This window comes from Paenibacillus sp. FSL H7-0323 (assembly GCF_038002725.1).
Taxonomy (GTDB): Bacteria; Bacillota; Bacilli; order Paenibacillales; family Paenibacillaceae; genus Paenibacillus_AQ; species Paenibacillus_AQ odorifer.
Map to the genome: position 1 here is coordinate 3,719,560 of NZ_JBBODB010000001.1, position 24,132 is coordinate 3,743,691.

The window sequence follows — 24,132 nt, forward strand, 5'->3', positions numbered from 1 at the left end:
TACCTTCAGCCCCCCATAGAAGAAATCAAGTGCTGCAGCGAATTTTTGTAGCGGGCATTGGTCGCAGCTGCCTCTGCCATAATTACATCAAAATATTTGATCGTTCCCATGCCCTCATGCGTCCGGTAAGCTGTGAGGGATTGATTCAACATCACCGGTGGATATCCGTTCAGAATGGCGCGGAACCATAAGTCATAATCATGGGTGTAAGGAAGTGATTCATCAAAAAGCCCGATGGCTCCAAATACCTCTCGTTTAAACATCACCGTACAGCCATTAATGGGATTACCGTGTAAAAAACAACGTAAGTAATCCAGGTGACTAGGAAACAATGGCGCAGCATTCAGCTGAACCAGCTGCGATTGAGCGTTAATATAATTAAAGTTGGTATAGGAGATTAACAAGTGGTTCTGCTCCATGAACAGAACCTGATTGTTGATCTTATCCCGATAAAATAAATCATCCGAGCTAAGCCAGACCACATAGTCACCCGTTGCATTCAATATGCCGTGATTCAGTGCGGAGGCGGTTCCCCCATTGCCTTTGCCCAAATAATGAATTCGGGAAAGATACGGTGTAATTAGATTGCTATGGGCATGCGAGCCGTCATCGACAACAATGATTTCGTAAGGTTCCCAAGACTGGGAGAACGCACTTTGCAGGGCGTGCTCAATATAAGGACAATTATAAAAAGGAATCACTACCGAAACCTTCGGTCTCATAACAACCTCCCCTCCCCGCTAACTCGGTAATAATTCAAAATATCCATTAACGATTGCTTAAGCCCAATTTCCGGAAGCCAGCCCAGTGAAGTCACATCAGCCTCAGGGGTTGATGCTTCTGAATGAACCTTCTTATCCGCTGTGGCTGCGATCTCTGAAATAGCCCGTTCAGCATCTGCAGGTCCCCAGTCCATTGGCACTGGACCTACAGAATGACTGAGCAACTGCTCCGCGATCTCCCCGAGTTCCCGCTGCTTCCCCGAATCGATGCGATAGATGGTTCCATTTGTACCTTTACGCAAAATGTAATCATAAGCTCTAACGGCATCTCTTACATCTAAAAAATCACGCAGCGCATAACGAGAAGAGAGCTTAAATGGAGGTATTTCCTCTTCTGGCTGGCCTTCACTTCGGACAATGTGCTGTGCTAATAAAGAGCAGAAGCCGGTGGAAGGACCGGGACCAATCAGATTACAGGGCTCAGCCAGCAGAACCGGCTGTTTAAATAAGGTGCCCCAAGCGAGGGACACCAGCTCTTCTATTGTTTTGCTAAGACTGTACGGGTGTGGTGGCCCAGCCACCACACCCGGTTTGAACTTAAGTCTGGAGCCAGCCACTAGAATCCGACTGCTCGGCAGGCTTCGCATAGCCTCCAGTAAATATAAGGTGGCCATCACATTGGTCTCCATATAAAGCAAGGGATTAAGCCATGACTCGGGTACGGAGTTCTTCCCAGCCAAATGAAGGACAGCGTCCGGTGCAGTTTGCTTGATCATCTCAGCTACTGCTTTCCGGTCACTTAAATCACAAACATAAATCTTTACTCCTTCTGGAAAAAGAGTGGAGGCAGCTGTCGATTGCGGCCGCAATACAGCGATAACCTCAGCCCCTCCTGCCGAAAATAATCGAACGGCATGTTGCCCGGTAAATCCACCGGCTCCGGTAATCAGAAGTCTTTGACCTGTCATAAATACATCTCTGACTGTTTCATCCAGTCAGCCAGTTCCTGCAGCATTAAAGGATATGAAGGCAGCGGCAAGAGGACATCCGCTCTTGTATTCACTAGTGTACGATCCTGAATATGTTCATCCTCAGGGATGATCTCCACATTTTCTTTATGAAAAGCCGCCTGAATATGCTGAAGCAGCTCATATTTACTTACCGGCTCTGGATGCGCTAAATGGATTAGCCCCGATACGGGGGAATCCAGCATTACATCCACTGCTTTGGCTAATTGGAGCGTTGTGACCCCGTTCCACATCACCCGCCGGTATCCTGAAACTTTACCACTCTGCGCCAGGAACCAATCCATCAGACCAATACCGCCTGAGCGGATTTCGGGACCAATAATGGAAGTGCGAATCGTAAGATGCCCGGGTTTTTGCACCTCACCGAGACTTTTCGAAATTGCATATACAGAGGTTCCATCAGGAGCATCCTCTTCGGTGTACCCTCCGCGTGTTCCTTCGAACACGCAGTCGGTACTGATATGAATGAGCCTTGCCTGAACATCCTCCGCCTTTCGCCACAAGTGATGAGGGAGAAAGCCATTCACGTGGTAAGCCCCAATTTTGTCACGCTCCGCGAATTGATTGAGAACCCCCATTGCATTGATAATGCAATGAGGGGAAACGATATCGACCAGCTTCTCAACTCCGGCTATATCGTTCGCATCTACATACAGCCCGCCAAGATCGCTCTTATCCCGGGTTGTATGGAAGACGTGATGCTTGCCCTGGCGGCGAAAATAATCCGCCAGCATATGCCCCGCCATACCGTTTCCACCTAGGATAAGCAGCTTCATTGCAGGAACCCTCCCCGGATCAAGATGCTTTTGATCTCTTCCCGATCCATCAGATTCGTCTCTGAACTGAAGCTATTGAAAGAGACATGAGGATAAGCGCTATAATGTGCCTTTAATTCCGGCATGTTCAGCGTAGGGAGAATTACTAGATACTGTTCATCGTAGACAACGGTAGTTAAGCTTTCGAAATCGCTCATCAGAATCTCGTGGATTTTCTCCCCCGGACGAATCCCGGTCTCAACAATACTCACATTGGACTCTCCGGAAGCCTCAATCAGCACCTCAGCAAGATCGATAATTCGGCAGGTAGGCATAGTCATGACGAAGATTTCTCCACCCAAGCTAACCTCAGAAGCTTTAAATAATAACGTAATAGCATCGCGTAGGGTAAAAAAGAAGCGGGTCATTTTCATATCCGTAATGCGTACCTGACCCTTATCCTTAATCTGCTTCATGAACAAATGCACTACGCTGCCGTTCGTTCCGAGCACATTACCTCCGCGTACAGTAACGAACCGGGTGTTTGAGCCAATCAGATTGGCATAAACGAACAATTTTTCCCCGATCGCTTTGGTCATTCCATAGAAGTTGGATGGGTTCGCAGCCTTATCGGTAGAGATGTAAATTGCTTTCTCAACGCCATTTACAATGGCAGCTTCGATCACATTTTGAGTTCCCACTACATTGGTTTTGAGTGCTTCATAAGGCTGATCTTCACAGACTGGAACATGTTTGAGCGCCGCCAGATGAAAGATATAATCAACGCCACGGCAGGCTGCAATCAGCGCATCCTTGTCACGGATATCGCCAATGATAAAGCTGAGACGTTGATCTTCAAACTCCCGGCTCATCGCCACTTGAGCGGATTCACTGCGGGAGAATACGATGATTTCCTTAGGATTTTGTGGCAGAAGTTGCCTAATCAGCTCATGCCCCCAGGAACCAGTTCCGCCTGTGACCACAATCCTTTTATTATTGAACATGCAGGTTCCCTCCAAGCAAGAATTTAACTACCTTGACCGAAACATCCGGAGTCATGTATCCTTCCGGTGCCTCCCAATCCCGATTGAGCGCCGTCATCAGCTTGACGCTGCGCAGAATACTTTTCTGATCTACACCTGAGACTACATTGCTGCCACAATCCACTGTTTCTGGACGTTCCGTCGTTCTGCGAATCGTAACTGTTGGCACTTTCATCAAGCAGCATTCCTCCTGTACAGTCCCGCTGTCGGTGATGGCACATAAGGCGTGCTGTTCCAAATAGACAAAATCAAAAAATCCGAAAGGTTCATGAAATTCAACTAGTGGGTTCATTGGAAGGGAAAATTGCTCGGTAAGTTTGGAGCGAGTGCGAGGATGAATGCTGCATATTAAACGAATTCCAAAATGCTCAGCCACTGCGTTAAGACCCGACATAATTTGTACAAGGGACTCTGGATCATCTACATTCTCAGCACGGTGGGCCGTGACTAGGAAATACTGTCCTGAGGTAAGCTTCAGCTGTTCCAGAATGTCACTGGTCTGGATTTTGTGCTCAAAGTGGGTCATGACCTCATGGATCGGATTTCCTGTTAACACGATACGCCTGCTGGGGAAACCTTCGCTGATTAGATGTCTTTTGCTCTGCTGCGTATAAGGCATATTAATGGTCGAAACGGCGTCGATGACACGGCGGTTTTTCTCTTCTGGTACTTGGAGGTCATAACAGCGGTTGCCCGCTTCCATATGCACCACCGGAATTCCCATACGTTCAGCCAAAATCGCGCATAACGCGCTGTTCGTATCGCCCAGAAGCAAAACGCGATCTGGCTGTTCTTTTAGTAAAATGCTTTCTAACCCTCCGAACATGGCGGCAAGCTGGCCGCCTAGTCCTGCTTGTTTATCCTGCAGCACATAATCCGGTGCCCGCAGACCCAGCTCAGCAAAGAAAATGCCGCTGAGACTGGCGGTGAAGTTCTGGCCTGTATGCACCAGGATGTGCCGCTCAGCATGTTCGTCGAGAAGCGGAATGATTACACTGAGGCGAATGATTTCAGGCCTCGTGCCTAAAATCGTCATGATCTTCATGAGTTCACTCCCCTGCCTGTTTAATTATGGTCTGACTTGGCTCAGTCAGCGGACTGTGCTCTGGTTGCTGGATTGAGCTCATTGAGCGGGAAATGTACCGTTCATTGGGCTCAGGTTGCTGGAATGAGCTCATTTAGCGGGATTTATACCGTTCATTGGGCTCCGGTTGCTGGAATGAGCTCATTTAGCGGGATTTATACCGCTCATTGGGCTCCGGTTGCTGGAATGAGCTCTTTTTGCGGGATTTATACCGCTCATTGGGCTCTGGTTGCTGGATTGAGATCAATAAGCGGGAATTATACCGCTCATTGGGCTCCGGTTGCTGGAATGAGCTCATTTAGCGGGATTTATACCGCTCATTGGGCTCCGGTTGCTGGAATGAGCTCATTTAGCGGGATTTATACCGCTCATTGGGCTCAAGTTGCTGGAATGAGCTCTTTTAGCGGGATTTATACCGCTCATTGGGCTCAGGTTGCTGGATTGAGATCAATAAGCGGGAATTATACCGTTCTTTGGGCACATCTAGCTAAATTCGCTGCATTCAAGGGCATAACTGCCTCTCTTTGCGCTCATCTTGCCGAATTCGACGCATTCTAGGGCATATATGCCCCTCTTTGCACTCAGCTAGCTGAATTCGACGAAATCTAGGGCAAATATGCCTCTCTTTGCACTCAGCTAGCTGAATTCGACGAAATCTAGGGCAAATATGCCTCTCTTTGCGCTCAGCTTGCCGAACTCGACGCATTCGAGGGCAAATATGCCTCTCTTTGCGCTCGGCTAGCCGAATTCGACGCATTCGAGGGCATATATGCCTCTCTTTGCGCTTAGCTTGCCGCTTCGCTGCAATCGAGGCATTTACGCCGCGCGCCGCCGTCCACCGCGGCGGGCCCGGCGGCGCTTGCCCCCGGCGGTGCTGCGCCGCCGGGCAGAACCTTTACGCCGCTTGCGAGCAACGCGGCGCAAAACCAACGGGCGCCCGCTTCGCCGGCGCGCGGGCTTTGCCGCGCCGCTTGCGGGCGACGCGGCTCGGCAGGCCCTTGCTTCGCGGCGGCAAATGGCGACGCTGCGGGTAAATCAGGCTGGACAGCAGGTGGTTCCACCACCACCACGCTGTCAGCCTCGCGCACCGCAGGTGCGCTGCAATAGCGGAGGTTCCACATCTCCGCAAGACCCTGCAGGCGGCTCCGATAAGCCGCCGGACCATATACGGCGTCGACGCGCTCCCGCGCTTGACTGCCTAGAGTTAACGCCAATCCCGGCTGCGCCAGCATGACGTTGACTCTTTCTGCCAGCGCGGAAATGTCCGATGCTGGCACGAGATTTTCGCCGCAGCCCGCTGCGTGCAGAATTTCCCGCAAGCCCCCAGAGTCGTAAGCGATCACGGGCTTTCCAAAAGCCATTCCTTCCAAAGCAGTCATACCGAAGCCTTCGCGGATCAGACTAGGAACCACTAGCACATCCATGGCGCAATAGGCAGATGGAAGACATTCAGCATAACCAACAAATTTAAACCGGGTGTACAGTCCCTCAAGCTTTACCTTGCGGACACAACGCTCATAATAGCTTTTATCGCCAGCTGACCCAATGACAACAAATTTCGAGCTTGGATGAACCGCGTGCACAAGCACAGCCATTTTCACAAAATGTTCTAGACCTTTTTCTTTGTTGATAAAAGAAGAAATATAACCGATCAGCTGTTCATGCGGTTTAACCCGCAATTCCCGCCGCCGTTCGCTCCGAAGCTTGCTCCAAGCCTCAATCATCATCTCTTTATCATTCCAAGAGGGAGGCAGCTGGATCACTTTTTCCGCTCTCACGTCCTCTGGAAAGCAAGCTGCAGCTGTTTGTGAAATAGCTAGTATCTCATCACTATTCCGATGAATCAGCCCTACACTAATAGGTGTATATTCATTGTCTGTTATCGTCTCTGATATTTTCCATATCACCGGAATGCCCAGTGACTTTGCAGCCATTGCTGGCAGAGCATGCACACAGGTACTTGTAATAACAAACGCCGGGCGCAGGGAATTCAGCCAGTCTGTTAATTCGTGATACTCCCTGCTTTCCTGGAATTTCTGAGCATCTGCCTCCAACCCTGCATAAGGAGTGTACATTCCATATAAAAGAGGAATCGAAAGCAACTGTACACTTATTCCACAGCTTCGAGCCTGAGAAGTCAGCTTGCCGTCCTGAGGCGCAACGAGAATACAATTAAAGTACGGAGAAAGCTCCTGAGCGAAAAACAACAATAGCTTCTCCGCTCCCGTAATACTGCGTGTATTGGATACATGTGAAAAGAGGACGATTGTAGCTTTGTCAGCCATGGCGTTTCGGCGCTCCCTAACGAGGGGCCTGGAGCAGCCATTCACCTCCTTAAAAAATTTACAAACTTTGCGCTAATTTCTATCCTTCGCAGTAAAACTCTCTTTGAAAATGGTCGCTCCTGTGACTCGCAACATCGCTTCCGCTTCGCTCTAGAATCTCGTCAGTCAATTTCAATTCGCTCCCGAGCTTCGCCCCTTCACTTCCACTCTGCTCTCGAATCTAGCCAGTCGCTTCCGCTCCGCTATACAAGCCCGCTCCAGACGTTGCTTCTTTTCATCAGGCCACAGGCATAAGCTGAGGTTCGGTTCTACAGTATATCGAGGAAAAACAGATGCCGGCACGACACCTGTCCCCTGGTAAGCGCACATTTCCGTTCCATTTCCGGGCATATGACCTAGCCATAAATTACTGTTAACAGCTGGTGTATACGTTTGGTGTAGGTGTGATCCTTAAGCGTCCGTTCAAAAGCGCGCAGGGCAATCGCACGGCGTTCTTCCTCATGAGTCAGGTAATAACGGATTTTATCCATCATTTCTTGAGGGCTTGCAAAAGTCTCAATTTCTTCACCAGGTTTGTAGAAAGATCCCATATCATCTCTGGCATCCACTAATTGCAGCGTACCCGTAGCCGCGATTTCAAAAGTACGCGGATTAGGAGATACCGCCGGAATCGAAAGCGTATTGTTGTTCACTACTTCATCAATGTGCGAGCGGTGGAGGTTAATGACGATTTTGGATCCGCTGTAAGCTACCGCTGTTTCCTGTGGTGACATCCACTTGCCAATCTCAATTCGATCTCCATAGAGTGCCGCCTCAGGCAGACGGTCCCACCAGATGCCGTTAATCACCGTGTTATAGTTCATCAAATCCGGAAGAATCTCACGGAAGAAATTAACCCGGTTCCAATAGGCAGAGCCAATAAAACTAACTTCGCGATTCAATGGTGAACGTGTTGTAGTTGGACGGTAATGCTCGCGGTGAGCGGCAAAAGGAAGATAATGAACTTCAGGGCAGCCAAGTCCCTTATAAAAATCAATACAATTACGCTCAAGCGTGAACACAAAATCGTAATGCGCCACAATTTTAACTGTAAAATCAGTGTAATAAGGATCATCTGTAAGCCAAATGGCTGTCTTAATTCCGCTAGCCCGAAGAACGGAGATCTGCTCAAGCGGTAAATCCATACCATCCAGCACAAGTACCAGATCCGGTCTTTGAGCGGCGGCTAACTCCACTAAGTTTTGACGCACATCTGTTATCGTGACTTGTGTGGTTAATTTTTGCAGCGCGTAGAGGACTGCATCGTCTAATGGAGAGTAGGGATATCCTTTACCAGAAGCCACATACATTACATGAATATTCCGTACAGGAAATACTTCTTCTGGCCGACCATCTAAAATCGCAAGCCGTCCCCGTAAATATCCCTCATCATATCCGCCCTTAAAACCACTCAGACGACCACGAAGCTTTTCTTCCTCTGGAGGTGTCAGTGGTAGCGGTGGTGCAGGCATAATAAATTCATTGTTGTTCATCATCATCCTCGCTCCTTTATCCCGTTATAGATTTCATACACTTGAAGCAATCACATTCAGCAAATGAGGCAAACGCGCAGTGAATGTATGGTTCCGCATGGTTGTCTGTAGTCCCCGTAAAGCGTAAATTCGGCGCTCTTTTTCATGCTTCAGATAGTACTCAATCTTCTCCTGCAATTCCTTAGCAGAGCCAAAAGTATCCAAGTCATAACCTGGCCGATAATAATTGCCCAGATCCTCACGAACATCCGTAAGCTGCATAGTACCGCAGGCACTGATCTCATAAGTACGTGGGTTGATAGAGCGTGATGGTAAACGGAAGCTATTCCGGTTATCCTGCCCCTCCTCCCACGGACGGTGAATATTAATGACTAGCTTTGCACCACTGTAATAGTTCGCAGTTTCCTCAGGTGGGATAAAGCCATTGCTAATAAAAGGGGCAAGCTGGTCATAAGTCGCAAGCCGTTCCCAGAAGCCGCCAGCGATCAGCACCTTCTTATCCTTTAGATAGGGGGCAAGTTCATCAAACAGCGCTGTCCGATTATGAAATGCATTGCCTATAAACACAATGTCGTACTTATACTGCGGTGCCGTACGGCGCGGATAGAACATCTTTGGATTGACGCAAAGCGGTAAATAATGAACGGATGGAACTCCAAAGGATTGATAAAACTCCACACAACCGAGCTCATGCGTAAAGACGTGATCATAATGCCGGCAAATCACTGAAGTATCCTCTGTAAAATAAGGATCATCCACAAACCAGATCGCAGTCCGAATGCCCAGCTTTCTGATTTCTGTAATCTGTTCTAAATGATTTTCCGGAAAAACATGCAGTCCATTCATAACCAGCACTGCCCCGGGCATCTCCCGAGCCGCGGTCTCCAGCATAGTTTCTGGAGTGCTTATCACAAGCTCACTTACAAGCTGCTGAAGCGCCTCAATTACCCCAGTATCGATTGCATGGAACCCTTGAGGAACATACATTAGCTTAAATGGCCGACAGGCTTCGACCTCTACAGTACTCCGACGCTGCACAGCCTCACACATGCCAAGACGATATCCTTCGTGATAACCGTCGCGATAATCTCGCGGACGCTTGTGTTTTCTCCTTTTCGCTTTCACGGCCTTCACCCTGCCCCGTTGTATTCTCAAGACAGTATAACTATATGCGGAGTCAGCACTCGCCTCATGGACATCTGTCATTACTAAAACTAAATTGGCAGATGTACCCTGTCTTTTGCCCGGCTTGCCCGAACCCCGTCAGATTTCATCCACTCGCTGGATGCTGTTATACTATAAAGGTCTAGCTAGAGGCACTAAACTTGTCATCTCTGTCCAATCTGTCCGAAGATGATTACTTTTTGAAATTCACAAGGGGGGAACTATGAATAACACCACGTTGTATTTGCGACACGCGGAGCTGCTGCGTGATCTGGTGCCATCCTTTCAAACCTATCCATTTCATCTGCCTGCTGTTCGAACGCTGGATCGCCTGACTTTTCAAAAACCAGTGACCTTTCTTGTTGGAGAGAACGGCACAGGCAAATCAACCTTGTTAGAGGGAATTGCTGCTGCTTGGGGCTTTAACCCTGAGGGTGGAACGCTAAACTTTTCTTTTAACACTCGTTCCTCGCATTCGAATCTTTATGAGTATTTTAGAATTGCTAGAGGGGTTAGACGGCCGAAGGACGGCTTTTTTCTGCGTGCGGAGAGTTACTATAATGTGGCTTCTTATATTGATGAGTTGGATGAACAACCCGGTGGCCCACCGATCAAAGACTCCTACGGAGGCAAATCTCTGCATGAGCAGTCCCACGGAGAGTCTTTTTTAGCTACATTCGTTCACCGTTTCGGCGGCCGCGGCCTTTATATCCTCGACGAGCCTGAAGCAGCGCTTTCCCCCTTACGTCAAATGTCTCTGCTGGTGCGTATGCATGAGCTGGTCGGGCAAGATTCACAGTTCATTATCGCAACTCATTCCCCCATTCTGATGTCCTATCCCGGTGCTGAAATTTTTCTCTTGGAGGGGGAGGGAGTACGGTCCGTCGCCTTGGAGGAAACCGAACATTATACCGTGACCAAAGCGTTTATGAACGATCGTCAAGGGATGTTGCGTGAGTTATTTGAAGATGAATAAGCATACACGACTTCGACGTCCCTTTAAGGACGGTAAGCGTTTAAGCGAGAAATATAAGGATAATTTACAACATGGAACATATAAATTCTTATATTATAGGCTATGTTAAATTCTAATGTTGATATTTGACCATAAGAAAACCGCCTTCGTTGAAAAGGCGGTTTATTGCTATCGTGTCCCGTTAGCGCAACGACTTACTCTGTTGAATTTCGTGTTCCTCAACATAAAGCGGCATCAGAGAAGGCGGATCGTACCTTATCGCGGCCTTTAAACGACAAAATGGTGCCGATAGCCATAGCCCCATAGCCGCAACGAAATAATAAGCCTAATCCGACAGTGCCCGCATGATGTTGGATTTCGCCTCTGCCGCAATTGCTTCATTCCCGTCATCGACCGCTTGCATTAAGATCAGTATGGGGATGTATACCGCGATTAGCCGCGCCAGTAGCTTCGTTTCCTCGTCCGCTCCTCCGTACGTTTCGAAAAACACGCCGCGAGCGTAAGGTGGTAAAAAGCTATAAGCAACGCTCAAATCGCAAGCCGGATGGCCTACGCTCAGATCGCCCCAATCAATGATGCCGGAAACGATCCCGTTCTCATTCACAAGCATATTTTTGAAATGAAGATCGCCATGTAGCAGTGCATTCACCGCCTCGACACGGTCCTTTTGCAGCCTGCTAATATACGCTTCGATCACACCGGACTCCTCCGGCGACAAGTGTTCAACCACCTTCGATAGAAAGCCCTCCAATTTCACTTTGCGCGATGCTATGTCCGTCAAGTTTCGATGATCTTGCTGAACTCCGCACTCCAGCGCCGCCTGCACCGGAAACTCATGCAATCTCCGCAAAAATTTCGCCAGCGTCTCTGCCGATAAAGCCCGGCGTTCTTCCGTCAAACCGATTGGGAAATCTCCTAGCACGTAGTCATAGCCAAGAAATGGTGCCGGGTATTCGTCACTTGCTTCGCCATAAAACAACGGTTTCGGATAGGGGATGGTTATATATGTCTCCAGCTTTGGCAGCAGCTTCCCTTCCATACGAATCGAGCCAACTGCAATCGTTCTTCTTGGAAACCGGAACACGTACTCGTCACCGATGAGAAAAACCGTATTGTCCCAGCCCCAGCCCAATCGCTTCACTTGCTTCGATGACAGCTGAGGGAATTGTCTGCCGATCAGCGTCCGCGCCTGCTCTTCGTTAACCTCCCACTCCGCATCCCATACATTCGTTCCTCCCATGAATTGTCTGCCTCCTCGTTCCTTACGTTATTTAGATGTTTACATTCCCTAAAAGTGAAGCGATCCATCCATTTCTTCAAGCGGCTGTGGTAGCTGTTTACGTTTTGGATATGGTACACGCCTTTCACACGTTGTTTTCCGTCGGACTTGAATCGGTAATGAGTCATGCCTTTTGAATTCGCATAGGAGCTAAATGCCCTCCATGAATCAGTGCATAACACGTTTGAGTCAGATAGATGACCACCAATCGCTTCGTCTAATTTTGTAATCCGAATACGTCCACGCCCAAGTACGCCAGAGTAAGTCATTTTCTGACGGTCACGGGCAACCAGCACGCACACTTGATCGTGGCTTATACCACGATATTTCGCTTTGCCGCCACGTTTACGTGGCTTGCGTTCGGTAATATTCCGCTTGCCCCTTTCCGAGTAAAGAAAGTAGGTCTCGTCCATTTCAACAATATCTTGAAATGCTTCGGTTGGAATCTGCTTCAGAGCGGAAAGAATCTTATGCCGCTAGTAAAACAAGGTGACATGCGTGACTTCATCGTTTAACTGCTCTGCACATTTTCTCAGAGAAAAGCCCTCAATCATGCATTCGATAAAACGAACCCACATATGAGGTCGCCTCATTCGTTGCAGAGGGGTGTTCGTAAGGTCATTGAATGTTTGGCGACAGGACTTACAACGGTAACGTTGACGTTTAACCTCTCCAGTGCGTGTTCTTACAGCCTACTTTCCAAATCGAACAACAGAATGGTTTTTGCAATGCGGGCAAACAAGTCCATCTTTATGCTTCTGCTCTTGAATTTCATCAATCGCTCGAACTGGAAGTGCCACTCCCTTGGTTCGGGACTGCAAAAAGTAGATAAGTTCTCGCTTACCATTATCGTCCAACGTATCAGCAAGCTTTTTCAGTTCCTTTAAATCCATGGGCAAATCATCTCCGAACAGTTATATTGCCCTTATTATAGAACACTTGTTCGTAATTATCAAACATCAACAACAAAGTTTAACATAGTCATATTTATAAAAAAACAGCAGGTCTCCAAATCGAAAACTTGCTGTTTGCTTTGTGTTATTTTGTGTTTGATAGGTGCTTGAAATCAGCGTCTCGCAATCCCCGTCAGCTTGTGTATAATCCATCCAAACATGACTACAACCATCATATCGAAGCACACATTAAACAAGAATAAATGCTTACCGATGTCAGCCCTTCCGTCCCCAAGAATCGGAACCAAGAAGGAGAAAATCCCTATTAGCCCTAGCAGCATCAGCAGCTCGCCGGCAACTTTGCCACGAATATCTCTGCTGCGGAAATACTGGAACAAAGCTCCCGCAAAATACACCAGATAGAATATGGAGAGAAATCCGAGCGTGTGCGGAATATGTTTGTTTTTGAATTGGCTCCATGCACTGTAAGTATAGGATAATGCACCTGCTGGTTTATTCTCGCTTTTCTCGTAGTTTCCTAGATAATACGGGCGAATCGCCATGCTGTTACTCGCAGCATATTTCATATTATCTATCAACCGGTCCGGATGCTTCAGATAGAAGAACAATACATCTTTATGAGATACACGGTCATAGAAGTCCGGAACCAGCGAAGGATCATCCTGCTTAATCACTGTATCGGTCTGAAAATAATTTGTACCCGCCAGTACCTCCAGCCGCTCCGGCAATCCGAGATCCTGCAAGTCTCCCTTCACATCCGGCGATTCGTTTAAAATCCCAAAAAACACCGTTTGATACAGATTAATATGCTTCAGATCTTTTGGCGCTGCCACATACAAAACGATGGATACAAGAAAGATGGCAATCGAAAAACGTAAAGCCAGCTTCCTCCATTTGCCCTCTCCGTCAAGCATCATAAACCGCAAGAAAATCAGAGCAAAGGCAATCCCAATCGGTGCATTCTGGATTTTGGAGGTGACCAGAAACAGAATTGCGATAAAAAACAAAGTTAATCCTTTAGTGGTTGGCTTCTCTTGGCTGGTTAATCTTAATCCTAATGCAAATGTCAGCAGCATAAACACCATCGACACTGGTTCTCCAAACAAGGAGTTGAAATAGGCCACATACCCGATATCGTAAAACACAAATAAGATAGCTGCTCCCAACAGCAGCCCTGTAACATAAGAGCCACGAGCATTATACTTCACCAGCAGCCAAGTTGCCGCCAGTAAAAGAAGCCCATAAACTGCACCCAGCAAACGAACATCAAAAAAGCTGCCATGGATGAGCCCGCCGATCAATCTCGGCACAAGTACTATTAAAATCTGTGAGGAAGGATAAAAACCTCTAAATAAATTTTCATAAGCAAAACTGGAATGACTAAAATTGAAAAACTGGTCGGCATACGATGCTCCAGTGTCATAGTAGTTCAGACCGATGGTATTCATCATACGCAAAAAATCTCCGTTATCGGCAACACCAATAAAAGGCCCTACGAATAGCAAATAAATAATGATACCGCAGCCGGCAAGGCCTACGAGATACTCCGGTTTCCAGAACTTTTTCATGATTCCCCCTATCTCTGTGGTAACAGCTTCACATATTCGTCGGACAAATTCATTAGCTTCAAAATATACTCATAATCAGTCTGATATTTTGTGAAATCCGATACTGGCTTAAGCGTATCCAGCGACACAGCTTTACCATCAGCAAAATCTTTACCAGGCACATAGAGAATATCATCATTAAAGAAAGAACCAGAAGGCAAATAATACCGCATTCCTAACACATTACGATCAATGTTCAAGAGATCATGACCAAATGCTGTATAACCTTCTTCTTTTAAAGAAACCCCCAATAGGTTAGCTATCGTAGGAAGAATATCCAACTGTCCACCTGTTCTCTCTACTACCTTCCCTTGCTCCATTCCTGGTACATGTACAATCAATGGAATATTAAAGCGACTGATCCGGGAATCGTATGGAATCCCCAACGCACTTTCTACTTGCTCCGGTGGCACATCCTGCGGCTGCAAGCCAAAATGATCGCCATACATCACCAGCACAGTGTTATCCCACATTCCATTTTTCTTCAAACCCTCTATTAAAGTTCCAATGGCATAATCAGTATAGTTAATAGCAGTCAAATAATCGCCAAGCATCGTGTTTTTTAACTCATCAGGCACTGAAATCTTCTTAAAAGAGTCCGGAATTTGGAAGGGATGATGGCTGGACGCCGTCACCATTTGTGCGTAGAAAGGAGTTCCTTTCTTCTGCAGCTCTGCCAATTTCTCGACACCCGTAATATAAAGCTGTTCATCGGAAGCACCAAACGCATTAAAATGATCATTGGTAAAATAATCTTTATCATAATAGCCGTTAAATCCAAGTGCAGGATATAGCTCATTCCGATTCCAAAAGCCCACTTGATTCACGTGAAAGGTGTACGCCTCATATCCTTTATCTCTCAGCAGACGTGGTAGGCTCGGCAGTTCTCTGTCCCCGAATCCAGTGGACATTGCCAAGGTCCCGATTGGATAAATCGACGTGTTGCTCATAAATTCAGCGTCAGAAGTATTGCCCGGACCAATCTGCTGGTAGACATGGGGGAAGTAAAATCCCTCATCTGCCAACTTGTTCAACACTGGAGTCAGCTCTTGACCCTTCAGGGATTGATGCAGCGGGAAGTTTTGGAAAGCTTCCATTTGGATGACAATTACATTTTTGCCCTTTTGCGAGCCAAAATAATCAGGTGCTGTGCCCGCGGCCTTACTACTATAAGGATAGGAAGCTTGCAGTTCATCAATCTTCGCGATGGTATCCTTAATATCTCCGGTTCCAATGAGATTGTTATCTTCCTTGACCTTAATTGCGGCAACGACCTCATAATTCAGGAATCCGGCACTTTCTGCCTGCACAAGCTCATTTGTAATTCCCCGCGCAGAATTGACAGAATTGGCCGATAAAGCAAAACCTCCAAGAATAGCCACCAGAATCACCATCATATGTGCCAATCGTGTGTTCCGGGAGCTGAATCGCTCACGCTCACGCGGATAGGCTTTTCCATGCTTCCATCTGCGGATCAAGACATAGATTGCCATGATCACAAAATCAGCGAAAAATAAATAATCAATAGTCTGTATCGTTGATTCTACGCTTGCCTTCACTTGAAACACCTGATTCAGTTCATATAAAGCCAGATACGTAGGAACAGAACCAAAGTGATTGAAATATACACTGGCTGCGAACAGCAGCAGCGATAATATCCCGTTAAATGTCCAATAGACAGCTGTTCTCACCCGCGAAGGAGTAATGACTGTCAGTATCCCCATGATGAAGAGGACTGGAGCAACATCTGCTGCAATCCACTCCCAAGCAATTCTATCAAAGAACAGCACTCTCAGCAGGAGCAGCTTCAACCATAGCAGCAGGACAACAATATAGAACTGAGCTCGATTCGGCCCGTGCTTTTTCACGTTTTAATCCCCTCTTACCTTTTCATTTGTTCTGATTATGAACTCTATTCATCTTTTCTGTAAAATATCAGATTGTTCTAGTATAACAATACTTACTTTTTTTATCAAAAATGTGCACCTTTCGCTCCCACTACAAATAGGGAAATCCCACGCCTTTTCGGCTGTGGAACCTCCCTATTTAAGCCTATTATGTTATGCCTTTCAATCTAAGACTGGCTTGCTGGCAAATCCTCTTTTACCTTCCAGATCGTTAAATCACTATCATAATATACAGTGATCTCAGGACTGCCAAGCTTATGAAAGGTGAGATTCCCGGGCTCCTGATCTCTTTTAAGCAAGCTATATTCGCTCACATCAGCAACGCTAAATATCTTAGTCAGCAGAGGTGCTGCCTTCTCACGTAGGCGATCCCCATCAATTAGAGACAGCTCCCGGTCTAATACCGTTAGTTGTTTGGGATCTGTTTTATCACTAGCACGAGGATTTGTATCACTAATCTGCTCAATCCTTCTAGTAACAGTATCGAACGTAACCGAAACCTTTGATCCGTATTGCAGCGTAAGCGTATCCTGATCCTTGTCCATAGCCCGAAATACTAAACTAAGCTCTTCACCTCCGTTACCTCTCAACACCTTCAAGGCCTGTTCCCCAGCTTGACGCATCTCTTCTGATACCGCCGAGGCCTCAAGCGTGGCTGATGCGTAATCGAATTCACCATTTACAAATCCGATACGCCATTTCTCCGCCCTAAAGTTATTCTCAATTTTCACGCCAGAATGTTGTGTAACATCATATTCAACGTATCTGAGCACTTCATAAGCTGAATCATTCGCATAACCCAGTTTGCCCTTGATCTCTTCCGCACGGGTATTCATTTCAGCGTCGATCTCCGCAGCTGTCAGAATCCTACTCATCTTCGTTTGCACCAGTTCTCCTGTCTCATAATTGATCCAGATATATGCGGAGTCCTCACCTTTCTGGTAAGAGTAAAATATCTGCTGTTGCTCCTTAAGCCATTCCCGGTGATCTAGCGGATAAGTCTTTCCAAGTAAACTCTGCATCACCTGATCTGCGTTCCGCTGTAGCTCAGCCTCCGTGAAATGCGACGAAACCTCAGTTTGCGCAGGGTTGCTTGATTCATTACCGAGGAACCTTCCGTTCAGAAAGAATACACCTAAGCCCAACAATACAATAAAACTCGCCACAGCCAACAATTGCACAGGCAGTCTTTTTCCTGAGTAAGATTTCGCTCCCTGTTGATCTTCTTGAATTCGGCGAATGACGTTGTCTGCATGCCTCATAGTAAACTTTTCATTTCCAAAAGGTCCTTTTCGGGCCTGAGCATACCATTCCGGTTTATGATCCTCCATCATTCTACCCCCTTTAATTTGTTCTGAATTTTTTGCCGCGCTCGGTGCAATCTTGATTTTACCGTTCCGTGACTCAAGTTCATCAGTTCAGCTATTTCTTTTATAGAGAGTTCATATTTCAAATCCAGGACCAATATTTCGCGCAGCTTTGGAGACAATGCCATAATTAGATCCCATATCTCACCAATGGACTGATTACCCAAATACTCCATCTCCGCAGATCGGGCTACGCCAATAGGTTCGATAGTTTTTTCCCGCTGCTCCACATCAACCGTGGACAATGGCTGTACACCACCCCATAAGCCCGAACGAAAAAAGCGCGATTTCCGGTGCGAAAAAACAGTATTCCTGGCAATCGTAAGCAACCATGCTTTAAATGAAGAATTCCCCCGGTACGTTCCAATCCGGTAATAACATTTAATAAATACTTCTTGAGCCAGATCATCGGCTTGTTCAGAATTTTTGGTAAGATAATAGATATAATTCCATATATCCTCTCCGTAACGGCTCATGATTTCTCTTAGTTGCTGTTCATTCATCGTCTCGCTATGCTGAAGACCTTCCAGTTCCAATTAGCTTCACCTCACTTAATACGACCTCATAAAAGGCACTTTAGTTCCCTTATGTTCATATTTTCTCATAAAAAAACAGGGGGTCCAGTGATGATCCCCTGCGAATGATAAGATATCCGAATCCGAATCGACCTTTCCCCTCAAACGATCGAGGTATGCGTGAGTAATCTTTTAATAGAACGGTTAGCTTCATTTAGTACAATTTCTTTATCCACAGTCTTTAGCAAACCTCTTTCCATCACGATCTCCCCGTCGATTATCGTTGTCTCCACATCTGCCCGCGTAGCGGAATATACAATTCTAGAGATGGGATCTACGTCGTAAGAGGGGAAGGTATGAAAATTGTAGAGATTCAGGAGCACTAGATCTGCTTTTTTGCCTACCTCGATACTCCCGATCTTATCCTCCATCCCTACGGCCTTCGCCCCACCAATAGTAGCCATACGGAATACACTGCGGGCATCCATGGTTGTGGGTCCGTGATGAGGCTTTTGAATAATCGCCGCCAATCGCATCTCATTAAACATATCCAGATTGTTATTGCATGGAGCGCCATCCGCTCCCAGACTAAGAGAAACATGCTCATGAAGCATCCCTGGTGTGTCCGCAATTCCGGAGGCCAATTTCAGATTGGAACCCGGGCAATGACTTACATGCACCCCTCGATCCCGCAAAATCCGCCGCTCCTCAGCATCCAGCCACACGCAATGCGCCAGTATAAGCCGTTCATTGGCTAATCCTAGATGATCCAGATAGACGATGTTACGCATGCCAGTCATGGCCTGCACAATCTCAATTTCCCCTAAATTCTCAGACGCATGAGTATGCACCTTCACATCGTATCTTGCGGACAGATCCCGCACCTCGGTTAATAAAGGCTCTGTACAGGAAATCACAAAACGTGGAGAAAATGCATACTGAATCCGGCCGTTTCCATAACCATTCCATTTTTCCAGTAGATCGACACTTTCCTGCAAAGAAGATGCGGTATCCTCCTGCAGCGCCTCAGGCACATCTCCCCCTTTTTGATCCATCATCACCTTGCCGGACAAGGCCCGGATTCCACTTTTAGCTATAGCCTGAAACGCAAAATCCGTATGATGGACAGTCTCCATATCCACAATCGTCGTCGTGCCGCTGGTGATCAGTTCGCCAATGCCAAGCATAGCCGAATAATAAAGGGATTCTTCATCATGCGCGGCCTCTAATGGCCAAATTCGTTTGCGCAGCCAATCCATCAGCTCCAGATCGTCCCCTTTACCACGGAATAACGTCTGGCATAAATGAATATGAGTCTGAATAAAACCCGGAATTAATGTACGGTTCGTAGCATCAATGATCTGTTCGTCGCCCTGCGGGATCAGGCCAGTGCCGATTTCAACAATGAGATCATCCTTAATCCGGACATCCCCGTGTATAATTTCCTCTTGCTTGTTCATCGTAATGATTTCGGCATTTTTGATCAAAATATTTCCCATAGCCCTTCTCCCCCTCATTGAGTTAATTCCAGTACAACCTCACACATGTAGCACAAAAAGGCCACAAAAATATGCCTGAGCATATTTTCGTAGCCAGAAATTTACGGTTCCCGGTAGAGACCCTTAAACCAATTATTAAGGATATACGAAAAAAAGACTATTCATTTGTAATTTGAATAGTCCAATAATAATCTAAAGACAGGTTATATGTCAATATATATGACATATAAAATTGATTTCGTTTTATTAATACTGTTTTATAAAAGTGATTTAGTATTTTATGTTATGTTAAATAACATAATTCGATTTATGATCACGATTATTCTGTTTGAAGAAAATTTTGATCACGATACCCTGTACTTTGCGTCAGATTTACTGTCAGGAAAACATAGAAAATAAGCTATCCGAGAGCTATTTCATGGCTTAAGAGACAGCCGTTTCGTTCGATTAAGTCGGCCATTTCGCACGATTAGGTCGACCATTTCGGACAGTATCTCTGCTTACTCTAACGCGTTGTGCTAAACCACTGCCTGCATATAGCGCGGTATGGTGGACTGGTCAGAGCCCGAAAGTGTACGTCTAGCTCTATTCATCTAACTGACCTATGCCGACCCTACTGCTACTCAACTGCTACTTCTGCACTGCTTCGGCTTCTACACTACTCCTACTTCTGCGCTTCTACTTCTGCTACTACTACAACTACAACTACAGCTCCTACACTACTCCTACTTCTTCTGCACCACCACTTTCCCCTTGCGCCTATTACACTGCTACGTCTACTGCTTCTGCTACTACTGTCCCTACACTACTTCTACTACTTCTACTTCTGCACGCACTTCTACGTTCCCCTTGCGCCTATTACACTGCTACGTCTACTTCTGCTACTACTACACTACTCCTACTTCTGCACTTCCACTTTCTCCTTGCGCCTATTACACTGCTACGTCTACTGCTTCTGCTTCTACTACTGCCCCTACACTACTCTTATTTCTGCACTTCTACGTTTCCCTTGTGCCTATTACACTGCTACGTCTACTGCTTCTGCTTCTACTACTGCCCCTACGCTACTCTTATTTCTGCACTTCTACTTTCTCCTTGCGCCTATTACACTGCTACGTCTACTGTTTCTGCTTCTACTACTGCCCCTACGCTACTCTTATTTCTGCACTTCTACTTTCTCCTTGCGCCTATTACACTGCTACGTCTACTGCTTCTGCTTCTACTACTGCCCCTACACTACTCTTATTTCTGCACTTCTACGTTCCCCTTGCGCCTATTACACTGCTACGTCTACTTCTGCTACTACTACACTACTCCTACTTCTGCACTTCTACTTTCTCCTTGCGCCTATTACACTACTCCTTCTTCTTCACCGCTACTTTCCCCATGCGCCTACTCCACTGCTACATCTACTTCTGCTTCTACTGCTCTCGCTACGTCTACACCACAGGTGAATCATAATCCTCCATACTTTCGGACCCAGATGACGCTATTTGCATATTTATCACCTTTTGAGCAGGGTTTCGGACTCCTGTGACGCTATTCCCTCGAAACAGGTCCATATGCAGTGTGTTTTATAGTAATAGCTGCGCTGGAGTCCGATAGCATCCCAAATGTGGGAAAATTCCACGTTTAAGGTCATCTGGGTCCGTTACTATCGAGTCATACTCAACTGCTGATGCTTATGGACCCAGATGACGCTATTTGCACACTTATCGCCTTTGGAGCAGGGTTTCGGACTCCTGTGACGCTATTCCCTCGAAACAGGTCCATATGCAGTGTGTTTTATAGTAATAGCTGCGCTGGAGTCCGATAGCATCCCAAATGTGGGAAAATTCCACGTTTAAGGTCATCTGGGTCCGTTACTATCGAGTCATACTCAACTGCTGATGCTTATGGACCCAGATGACGCTATTTGCATATTTTCGCTTATTGATCAGGGTTTCGGACTCCAATGAGACTATTTGCACATTTATCGCCTTTGGAGCAGGGTTTCGGACTCCAGTGACGCTATTCCCTCGTTACAGGTCCATATGTAGTGTGTTTTATACCAATAGCTGCGCTGGAGTCCGATAGCATCCCAAATGTGGGAAAATTCCACGTTTAAGGTCATCTGGGTCCGATAGTGTCGAGTCATACTCTGCCACTGATGCTTTCGGACCCAGATGACGCTTTTTTTTTTGCAAATTCATCACCTTTTGAGCAGGGTTTCCGTAAGCGCAAATGCTACATAATCAAACAAAGTTTTTGTTTAGAGAAAGGTGTTATTTCCACAAAAAAGAGGATATCCCAGCAGCCATTTGATGGCTCTGAGATATCCTCTGGTTCTCTTGCTATGTTAAGCTTCCGAATTTCCGTGCTTTTCTAGAACCTTCTCGAACACCGGAAAATTAGCGGTGCGCCCCGGAAAAGTTACTTCACCCCTGCGATCATAACCTAACTTGGGATATAGGGCGAGTGCCCCAGTGTTCTTAGCATATGTATCCAGACGGATACTGGAATAACCATTCTGGCGAGCATATTCTTCTGCATAAGTGCTAAGACGCCGCGCAACTCCCTTCCCTTGCACTTCGGGATGCACAGCCAATCTATGCATAATTAAATGAGGCCCTTGCGTTTCTGTCCAGTCAATCTTCCCATACTGCTCAGATTGGTGCTCGTCCAACACTAGAATGCCGGCCACCGCATTGTTCTCCTCACATACCCATAGATTGCCACGTTCAATATCAAGGGAGATGATCTCCCGGTTCGGATAATGCTCGTCCCACTGATCGCTGCCACCTGCTTGCATCACCTGTACGCATTTGGCAATCAGCTCCATAATTTTATCAATCTCATCTTTGCGTGCTCTGCGAATCTCAGTACCCATGAATCATCCCTGCCTTCATCTTAACCTCATATTATTTTCACTTTCATTATGAAGTTTATCACATCGGCAGCGCAGCAAACCAGTCCGCACGAAAACCCCAAGACCCGCTCACGGACGGAGCGGATCTTGTCATCTGTGTCTCCTAGCTGAATTCCAGCTTATGCCCGTCCTCGAAGCCCTTGGCGAAACCGGCGTCGAACCCCACGTTGTATGCTTCGGTGTAGCCCTGTTGAAAGGCGTCTGCCGGAGGCGTTTCCGGCGAAACGCCCAGCTCCGGGGGGAGCGGAATTACCTGTGGAGCAGGCGGAGCCTCGCTCACGGGTACCACAATCACCGGTGGCTGCGCAACCCTTACTTTACGAACAAGCTTGCGACGAAGTCTTCTTTTCTTGCGTAGCAATAGGCCTTTCTTTGACTTCCCATAACGAGCAGTTTTCCGGGCAAGAACTCTGCGGGATTTACGGGCTAGCCCTTTACGAACTTTTGCTTTCCGCGAGAGCAGCAATGTGCGTCTACGGGTTCTGCCTGAACGTAGCGTTCTGCGGCTTTTTTTCTTCATGCTTCTACTCCTCCTGTGCTCCATGTTCTCTGGAGGTTCCTACGGCGTATGCCTTGCTCAGCCATGGCGCAGCAGGAATTCCCCGTTTAGGACGATGTAGTGAAATCCCGGACATCATCCGGCACATCGCACTCTGATACCCACTTAAAATCCTGATATTGTCGCTCAATTTGCGGGCCGTCAACTCAGATTGCTCCGTCAATTCGGCGATGCTCTCCAAGATGGCCGCCAAAGCAGCCTGACTGCGCGAAATGGAGCGAATCATCTCCAGCTTGACGGCATGTTCAGAGAGACGGTCCCCGCTCATTTGCTGTCTTCTCCAAAACTAAAGCCATCACCTGACATGTCTCCAAAACCTTCCCCGCCACCATCGTCTTCACCACTGCCCAGCACTGCTTTTAAATTGCTGTAGAGTCCGTTCTCCAGTTTGGTCAGCCCTTCGACCATCTCCACGATGACCTCGTGTATAGAGAGGGACTCCTTCAGTTGCTCACTGTGGGAATCAAAGGCTCTAGCGTGGATATGATGCTGTGCCCACTGCTTTACCTTTTCAGCTTCAACCGCCTTAGCTTCCAGAATCAACGCAACGTTCCACTGGATGGCGGCGGTGGACTCCAGCATTTGCAGATAAGCCTTTTCTCTGCTCATCTTCCGCCTCCTGCTCCTATAGCGTTACTCTTCTTCTTGACCGTTCAATTCCTTAATCACTCTACCTACCCCATCAGCCATCGCTTCTTCCAGATCTGCAAGTGCATTCAAGTAAGCAATAATATTCTTGTTTACCTGAGTTGAGCTTTCGATCATCCCGCTGATCCCATCAAAATCAGGCTCCGCATCTGGCAGATCGTGGACAATTTGCGACATACGGACAGCCACATGGCGCTCAGCATCTAGAATCCGCGCCATCTGTTCGTGCGTATGGGCCATGTGCTGCAGGACTTTAGTTATTTTACTCTGCACCTTCATGTCTCCTTTGCTCAAACGCCCTGCTACAGCATATGCGGCAGGAGCCGGGACGGTGCCGGGA

The 24,132-nt window shown here is 47.0% G+C and carries 22 protein-coding genes, 1 pseudogene and 1 riboswitch; of the genes and pseudogenes, 2 read left to right on the forward strand and 21 right to left on the reverse strand.

What is annotated here, in order from left to right; translation table 11 throughout:
- Positions 1-5: 5 nt before the first annotated feature.
- Genes MHH89_RS16905 through wecB form a run of 5 tightly spaced genes read right to left on the reverse strand, consistent with a single transcriptional unit; the run spans position 6 to position 4,593 of the window.
- Positions 6-722, reverse strand: coding sequence for a glycosyltransferase (locus MHH89_RS16905; protein WP_076130428.1), 717 nt, complete (start codon positions 720-722; stop codon positions 6-8).
- A complete protein-coding gene (locus MHH89_RS16910; RefSeq protein WP_076281925.1) occupies positions 719-1,690 on the reverse strand; it encodes an NAD-dependent epimerase/dehydratase family protein in 972 nt (323 codons plus the stop codon). The genes MHH89_RS16905 and MHH89_RS16910 overlap by 4 nt, the downstream gene beginning before the upstream one ends.
- Positions 1,687-2,526 (reverse strand): dTDP-4-dehydrorhamnose reductase family protein, encoded by an 840-nt coding sequence (locus MHH89_RS16915; RefSeq protein WP_076130430.1) that lies wholly within the window; start codon positions 2,524-2,526, stop codon positions 1,687-1,689. The genes MHH89_RS16910 and MHH89_RS16915 overlap by 4 nt, the downstream gene beginning before the upstream one ends.
- A complete protein-coding gene (locus tag MHH89_RS16920) occupies positions 2,523-3,509 on the reverse strand; it encodes a polysaccharide biosynthesis protein (protein WP_036679704.1) in 987 nt (328 codons plus the stop codon). Before MHH89_RS16920 ends, MHH89_RS16915 begins: the two co-directional genes overlap by 4 nt.
- Positions 3,499-4,593, reverse strand: a complete 1,095-nt coding sequence (gene wecB, locus MHH89_RS16925; RefSeq protein ID WP_076103696.1) for a non-hydrolyzing UDP-N-acetylglucosamine 2-epimerase — start codon at positions 4,591-4,593, stop codon at positions 3,499-3,501. The genes MHH89_RS16920 and wecB overlap by 11 nt, the downstream gene beginning before the upstream one ends.
- 81 nt (positions 4,594-4,674) lie before the next feature.
- Between wecB and MHH89_RS16930 the strand changes: the two genes are divergently transcribed.
- Complete coding sequence (locus tag MHH89_RS16930; RefSeq protein ID WP_341087664.1) at positions 4,675-5,190, forward strand: hypothetical protein; 516 nt, start codon at positions 4,675-4,677, stop codon at positions 5,188-5,190.
- A 227-nt stretch (positions 5,191-5,417) separates the two neighbouring features.
- Here MHH89_RS16930 and MHH89_RS16935 read toward each other — a convergent pair whose 3' ends face one another.
- From MHH89_RS16935 to MHH89_RS16950, 4 genes are all read right to left on the reverse strand, one after another.
- Positions 5,418-6,962 (reverse strand): glycosyltransferase family 4 protein, encoded by a 1,545-nt coding sequence (locus MHH89_RS16935; protein WP_341087667.1) that lies wholly within the window; start codon positions 6,960-6,962, stop codon positions 5,418-5,420.
- Between the two features lie 126 nt (positions 6,963-7,088).
- Positions 7,089-7,259: a hypothetical protein gene (locus MHH89_RS16940; RefSeq protein WP_175619029.1), complete on the reverse strand. Its 171-nt coding sequence runs from the start codon at positions 7,257-7,259 to the stop codon at positions 7,089-7,091.
- A gap of 53 nt (positions 7,260-7,312) precedes the next feature.
- Positions 7,313-8,428 (reverse strand): CgeB family protein, encoded by a 1,116-nt coding sequence (locus tag MHH89_RS16945; protein WP_076134266.1) that lies wholly within the window; start codon positions 8,426-8,428, stop codon positions 7,313-7,315.
- Between the two features lie 54 nt (positions 8,429-8,482).
- Positions 8,483-9,583: a CgeB family protein gene (locus tag MHH89_RS16950; RefSeq protein WP_076098583.1), complete on the reverse strand. Its 1,101-nt coding sequence runs from the start codon at positions 9,581-9,583 to the stop codon at positions 8,483-8,485.
- A gap of 253 nt (positions 9,584-9,836) precedes the next feature.
- Here MHH89_RS16950 and MHH89_RS16955 point away from each other — a divergent pair, with 253 nt between their 5' ends.
- Positions 9,837-10,589: an AAA family ATPase gene (locus tag MHH89_RS16955; RefSeq protein WP_076278170.1), complete on the forward strand. Its 753-nt coding sequence runs from the start codon at positions 9,837-9,839 to the stop codon at positions 10,587-10,589.
- Positions 10,590-10,914: 325 nt separating this feature from the next.
- On the opposite strand, the gene MHH89_RS16960 is transcribed toward MHH89_RS16955, so the two are convergent.
- From MHH89_RS16960 to MHH89_RS17015, 12 genes and pseudogenes are all read right to left on the reverse strand, one after another.
- Positions 10,915-11,829, reverse strand: coding sequence for a phosphotransferase (locus MHH89_RS16960; RefSeq protein WP_076280494.1), 915 nt, complete (start codon positions 11,827-11,829; stop codon positions 10,915-10,917).
- 26 nt (positions 11,830-11,855) lie between these two features.
- Positions 11,856-12,761 (reverse strand): annotated as a pseudogene (locus tag MHH89_RS16965) (IS1595 family transposase); the annotation flags it as partial.
- Positions 12,762-12,934: 173 nt separating this feature from the next.
- On the reverse strand, positions 12,935-14,350 hold the full coding sequence (wsfD, locus tag MHH89_RS16970; RefSeq protein ID WP_076187161.1) for a glycan biosynthesis hexose transferase WsfD: 1,416 nt from the start codon (positions 14,348-14,350) through the stop codon (positions 12,935-12,937).
- 8 nt (positions 14,351-14,358) lie between these two features.
- Positions 14,359-16,257 (reverse strand): LTA synthase family protein, encoded by a 1,899-nt coding sequence (locus tag MHH89_RS16975; protein ID WP_076187158.1) that lies wholly within the window; start codon positions 16,255-16,257, stop codon positions 14,359-14,361.
- A 206-nt stretch (positions 16,258-16,463) separates the two neighbouring features.
- Complete coding sequence (locus tag MHH89_RS16980) at positions 16,464-17,630, reverse strand: hypothetical protein (RefSeq protein WP_175623585.1); 1,167 nt, start codon at positions 17,628-17,630, stop codon at positions 16,464-16,466.
- Positions 17,627-18,199 (reverse strand): RNA polymerase sigma factor, encoded by a 573-nt coding sequence (locus MHH89_RS16985; protein ID WP_076141513.1) that lies wholly within the window; start codon positions 18,197-18,199, stop codon positions 17,627-17,629. The genes MHH89_RS16980 and MHH89_RS16985 overlap by 4 nt, the downstream gene beginning before the upstream one ends.
- A gap of 140 nt (positions 18,200-18,339) precedes the next feature.
- A complete protein-coding gene (locus tag MHH89_RS16990; protein ID WP_076130441.1) occupies positions 18,340-19,677 on the reverse strand; it encodes a 5'-deoxyadenosine deaminase in 1,338 nt (445 codons plus the stop codon).
- A gap of 70 nt (positions 19,678-19,747) precedes the next feature.
- A riboswitch (purine riboswitch) is annotated at positions 19,748-19,846 on the reverse strand.
- A 2,169-nt stretch (positions 19,847-22,015) separates the two neighbouring features.
- Positions 22,016-22,546 (reverse strand): GNAT family N-acetyltransferase, encoded by a 531-nt coding sequence (locus MHH89_RS16995; RefSeq protein ID WP_076281928.1) that lies wholly within the window; start codon positions 22,544-22,546, stop codon positions 22,016-22,018.
- A 142-nt stretch (positions 22,547-22,688) separates the two neighbouring features.
- Complete coding sequence (locus MHH89_RS17000; protein WP_139330222.1) at positions 22,689-23,129, reverse strand: hypothetical protein; 441 nt, start codon at positions 23,127-23,129, stop codon at positions 22,689-22,691.
- Entirely contained in the window at positions 23,110-23,412 is a 303-nt protein-coding gene (locus tag MHH89_RS17005; protein ID WP_051491084.1) for a hypothetical protein, read from the reverse strand. The genes MHH89_RS17000 and MHH89_RS17005 overlap by 20 nt, the downstream gene beginning before the upstream one ends.
- Entirely contained in the window at positions 23,409-23,753 is a 345-nt protein-coding gene (locus MHH89_RS17010) for a hypothetical protein (protein ID WP_036679724.1), read from the reverse strand. Before MHH89_RS17010 ends, MHH89_RS17005 begins: the two co-directional genes overlap by 4 nt.
- A 24-nt stretch (positions 23,754-23,777) precedes the next feature.
- A complete protein-coding gene (locus MHH89_RS17015; protein WP_036679726.1) occupies positions 23,778-24,065 on the reverse strand; it encodes a hypothetical protein in 288 nt (95 codons plus the stop codon).
- Between the last annotated feature and the right edge of the window lie 67 nt (positions 24,066-24,132).

Excerpts from the sequence above, each read along its gene's own strand:
- MHH89_RS16915 (WP_076130430.1), bottom strand. The coding sequence starts at position 2,526 with ATGAAGCTGCTTATCCTAGGTGGAAACGGTATGGCGGGGCATATGCTG.
- MHH89_RS16980 (WP_175623585.1), bottom strand. The coding sequence starts at position 17,630 with ATGATGGAGGATCATAAACCGGAATGGTATGCTCAGGCCCGAAAAGGA.
- MHH89_RS16905 (WP_076130428.1), bottom strand. The coding sequence starts at position 722 with ATGAGACCGAAGGTTTCGGTAGTGATTCCTTTTTATAATTGTCCTTAT.
- MHH89_RS17000 (WP_139330222.1), bottom strand. The coding sequence starts at position 23,129 with ATGGAGCACAGGAGGAGTAGAAGCATGAAGAAAAAAAGCCGCAGAACG.
- MHH89_RS16920 (WP_036679704.1), bottom strand. The coding sequence starts at position 3,509 with ATGTTCAATAATAAAAGGATTGTGGTCACAGGCGGAACTGGTTCCTGG.
- MHH89_RS17005 (WP_051491084.1), bottom strand. The coding sequence starts at position 23,412 with ATGAGCGGGGACCGTCTCTCTGAACATGCCGTCAAGCTGGAGATGATT.
- MHH89_RS17010 (WP_036679724.1), bottom strand. The coding sequence starts at position 23,753 with ATGAGCAGAGAAAAGGCTTATCTGCAAATGCTGGAGTCCACCGCCGCC.
- wecB (WP_076103696.1), bottom strand. The coding sequence starts at position 4,593 with ATGAAGATCATGACGATTTTAGGCACGAGGCCTGAAATCATTCGCCTC.
- MHH89_RS16960 (WP_076280494.1), bottom strand. The coding sequence starts at position 11,829 with ATGGGAGGAACGAATGTATGGGATGCGGAGTGGGAGGTTAACGAAGAG.
- MHH89_RS16990 (WP_076130441.1), bottom strand. The coding sequence starts at position 19,677 with ATGGGAAATATTTTGATCAAAAATGCCGAAATCATTACGATGAACAAG.
- MHH89_RS16910 (WP_076281925.1), bottom strand. The coding sequence starts at position 1,690 with ATGACAGGTCAAAGACTTCTGATTACCGGAGCCGGTGGATTTACCGGG.
- MHH89_RS16955 (WP_076278170.1), top strand. The coding sequence starts at position 9,837 with ATGAATAACACCACGTTGTATTTGCGACACGCGGAGCTGCTGCGTGAT.
- wsfD (WP_076187161.1), bottom strand. The coding sequence starts at position 14,350 with ATGAAAAAGTTCTGGAAACCGGAGTATCTCGTAGGCCTTGCCGGCTGC.
- MHH89_RS16995 (WP_076281928.1), bottom strand. The coding sequence starts at position 22,546 with ATGGGTACTGAGATTCGCAGAGCACGCAAAGATGAGATTGATAAAATT.
- MHH89_RS16945 (WP_076134266.1), bottom strand. The coding sequence starts at position 8,428 with ATGCCTGCACCACCGCTACCACTGACACCTCCAGAGGAAGAAAAGCTT.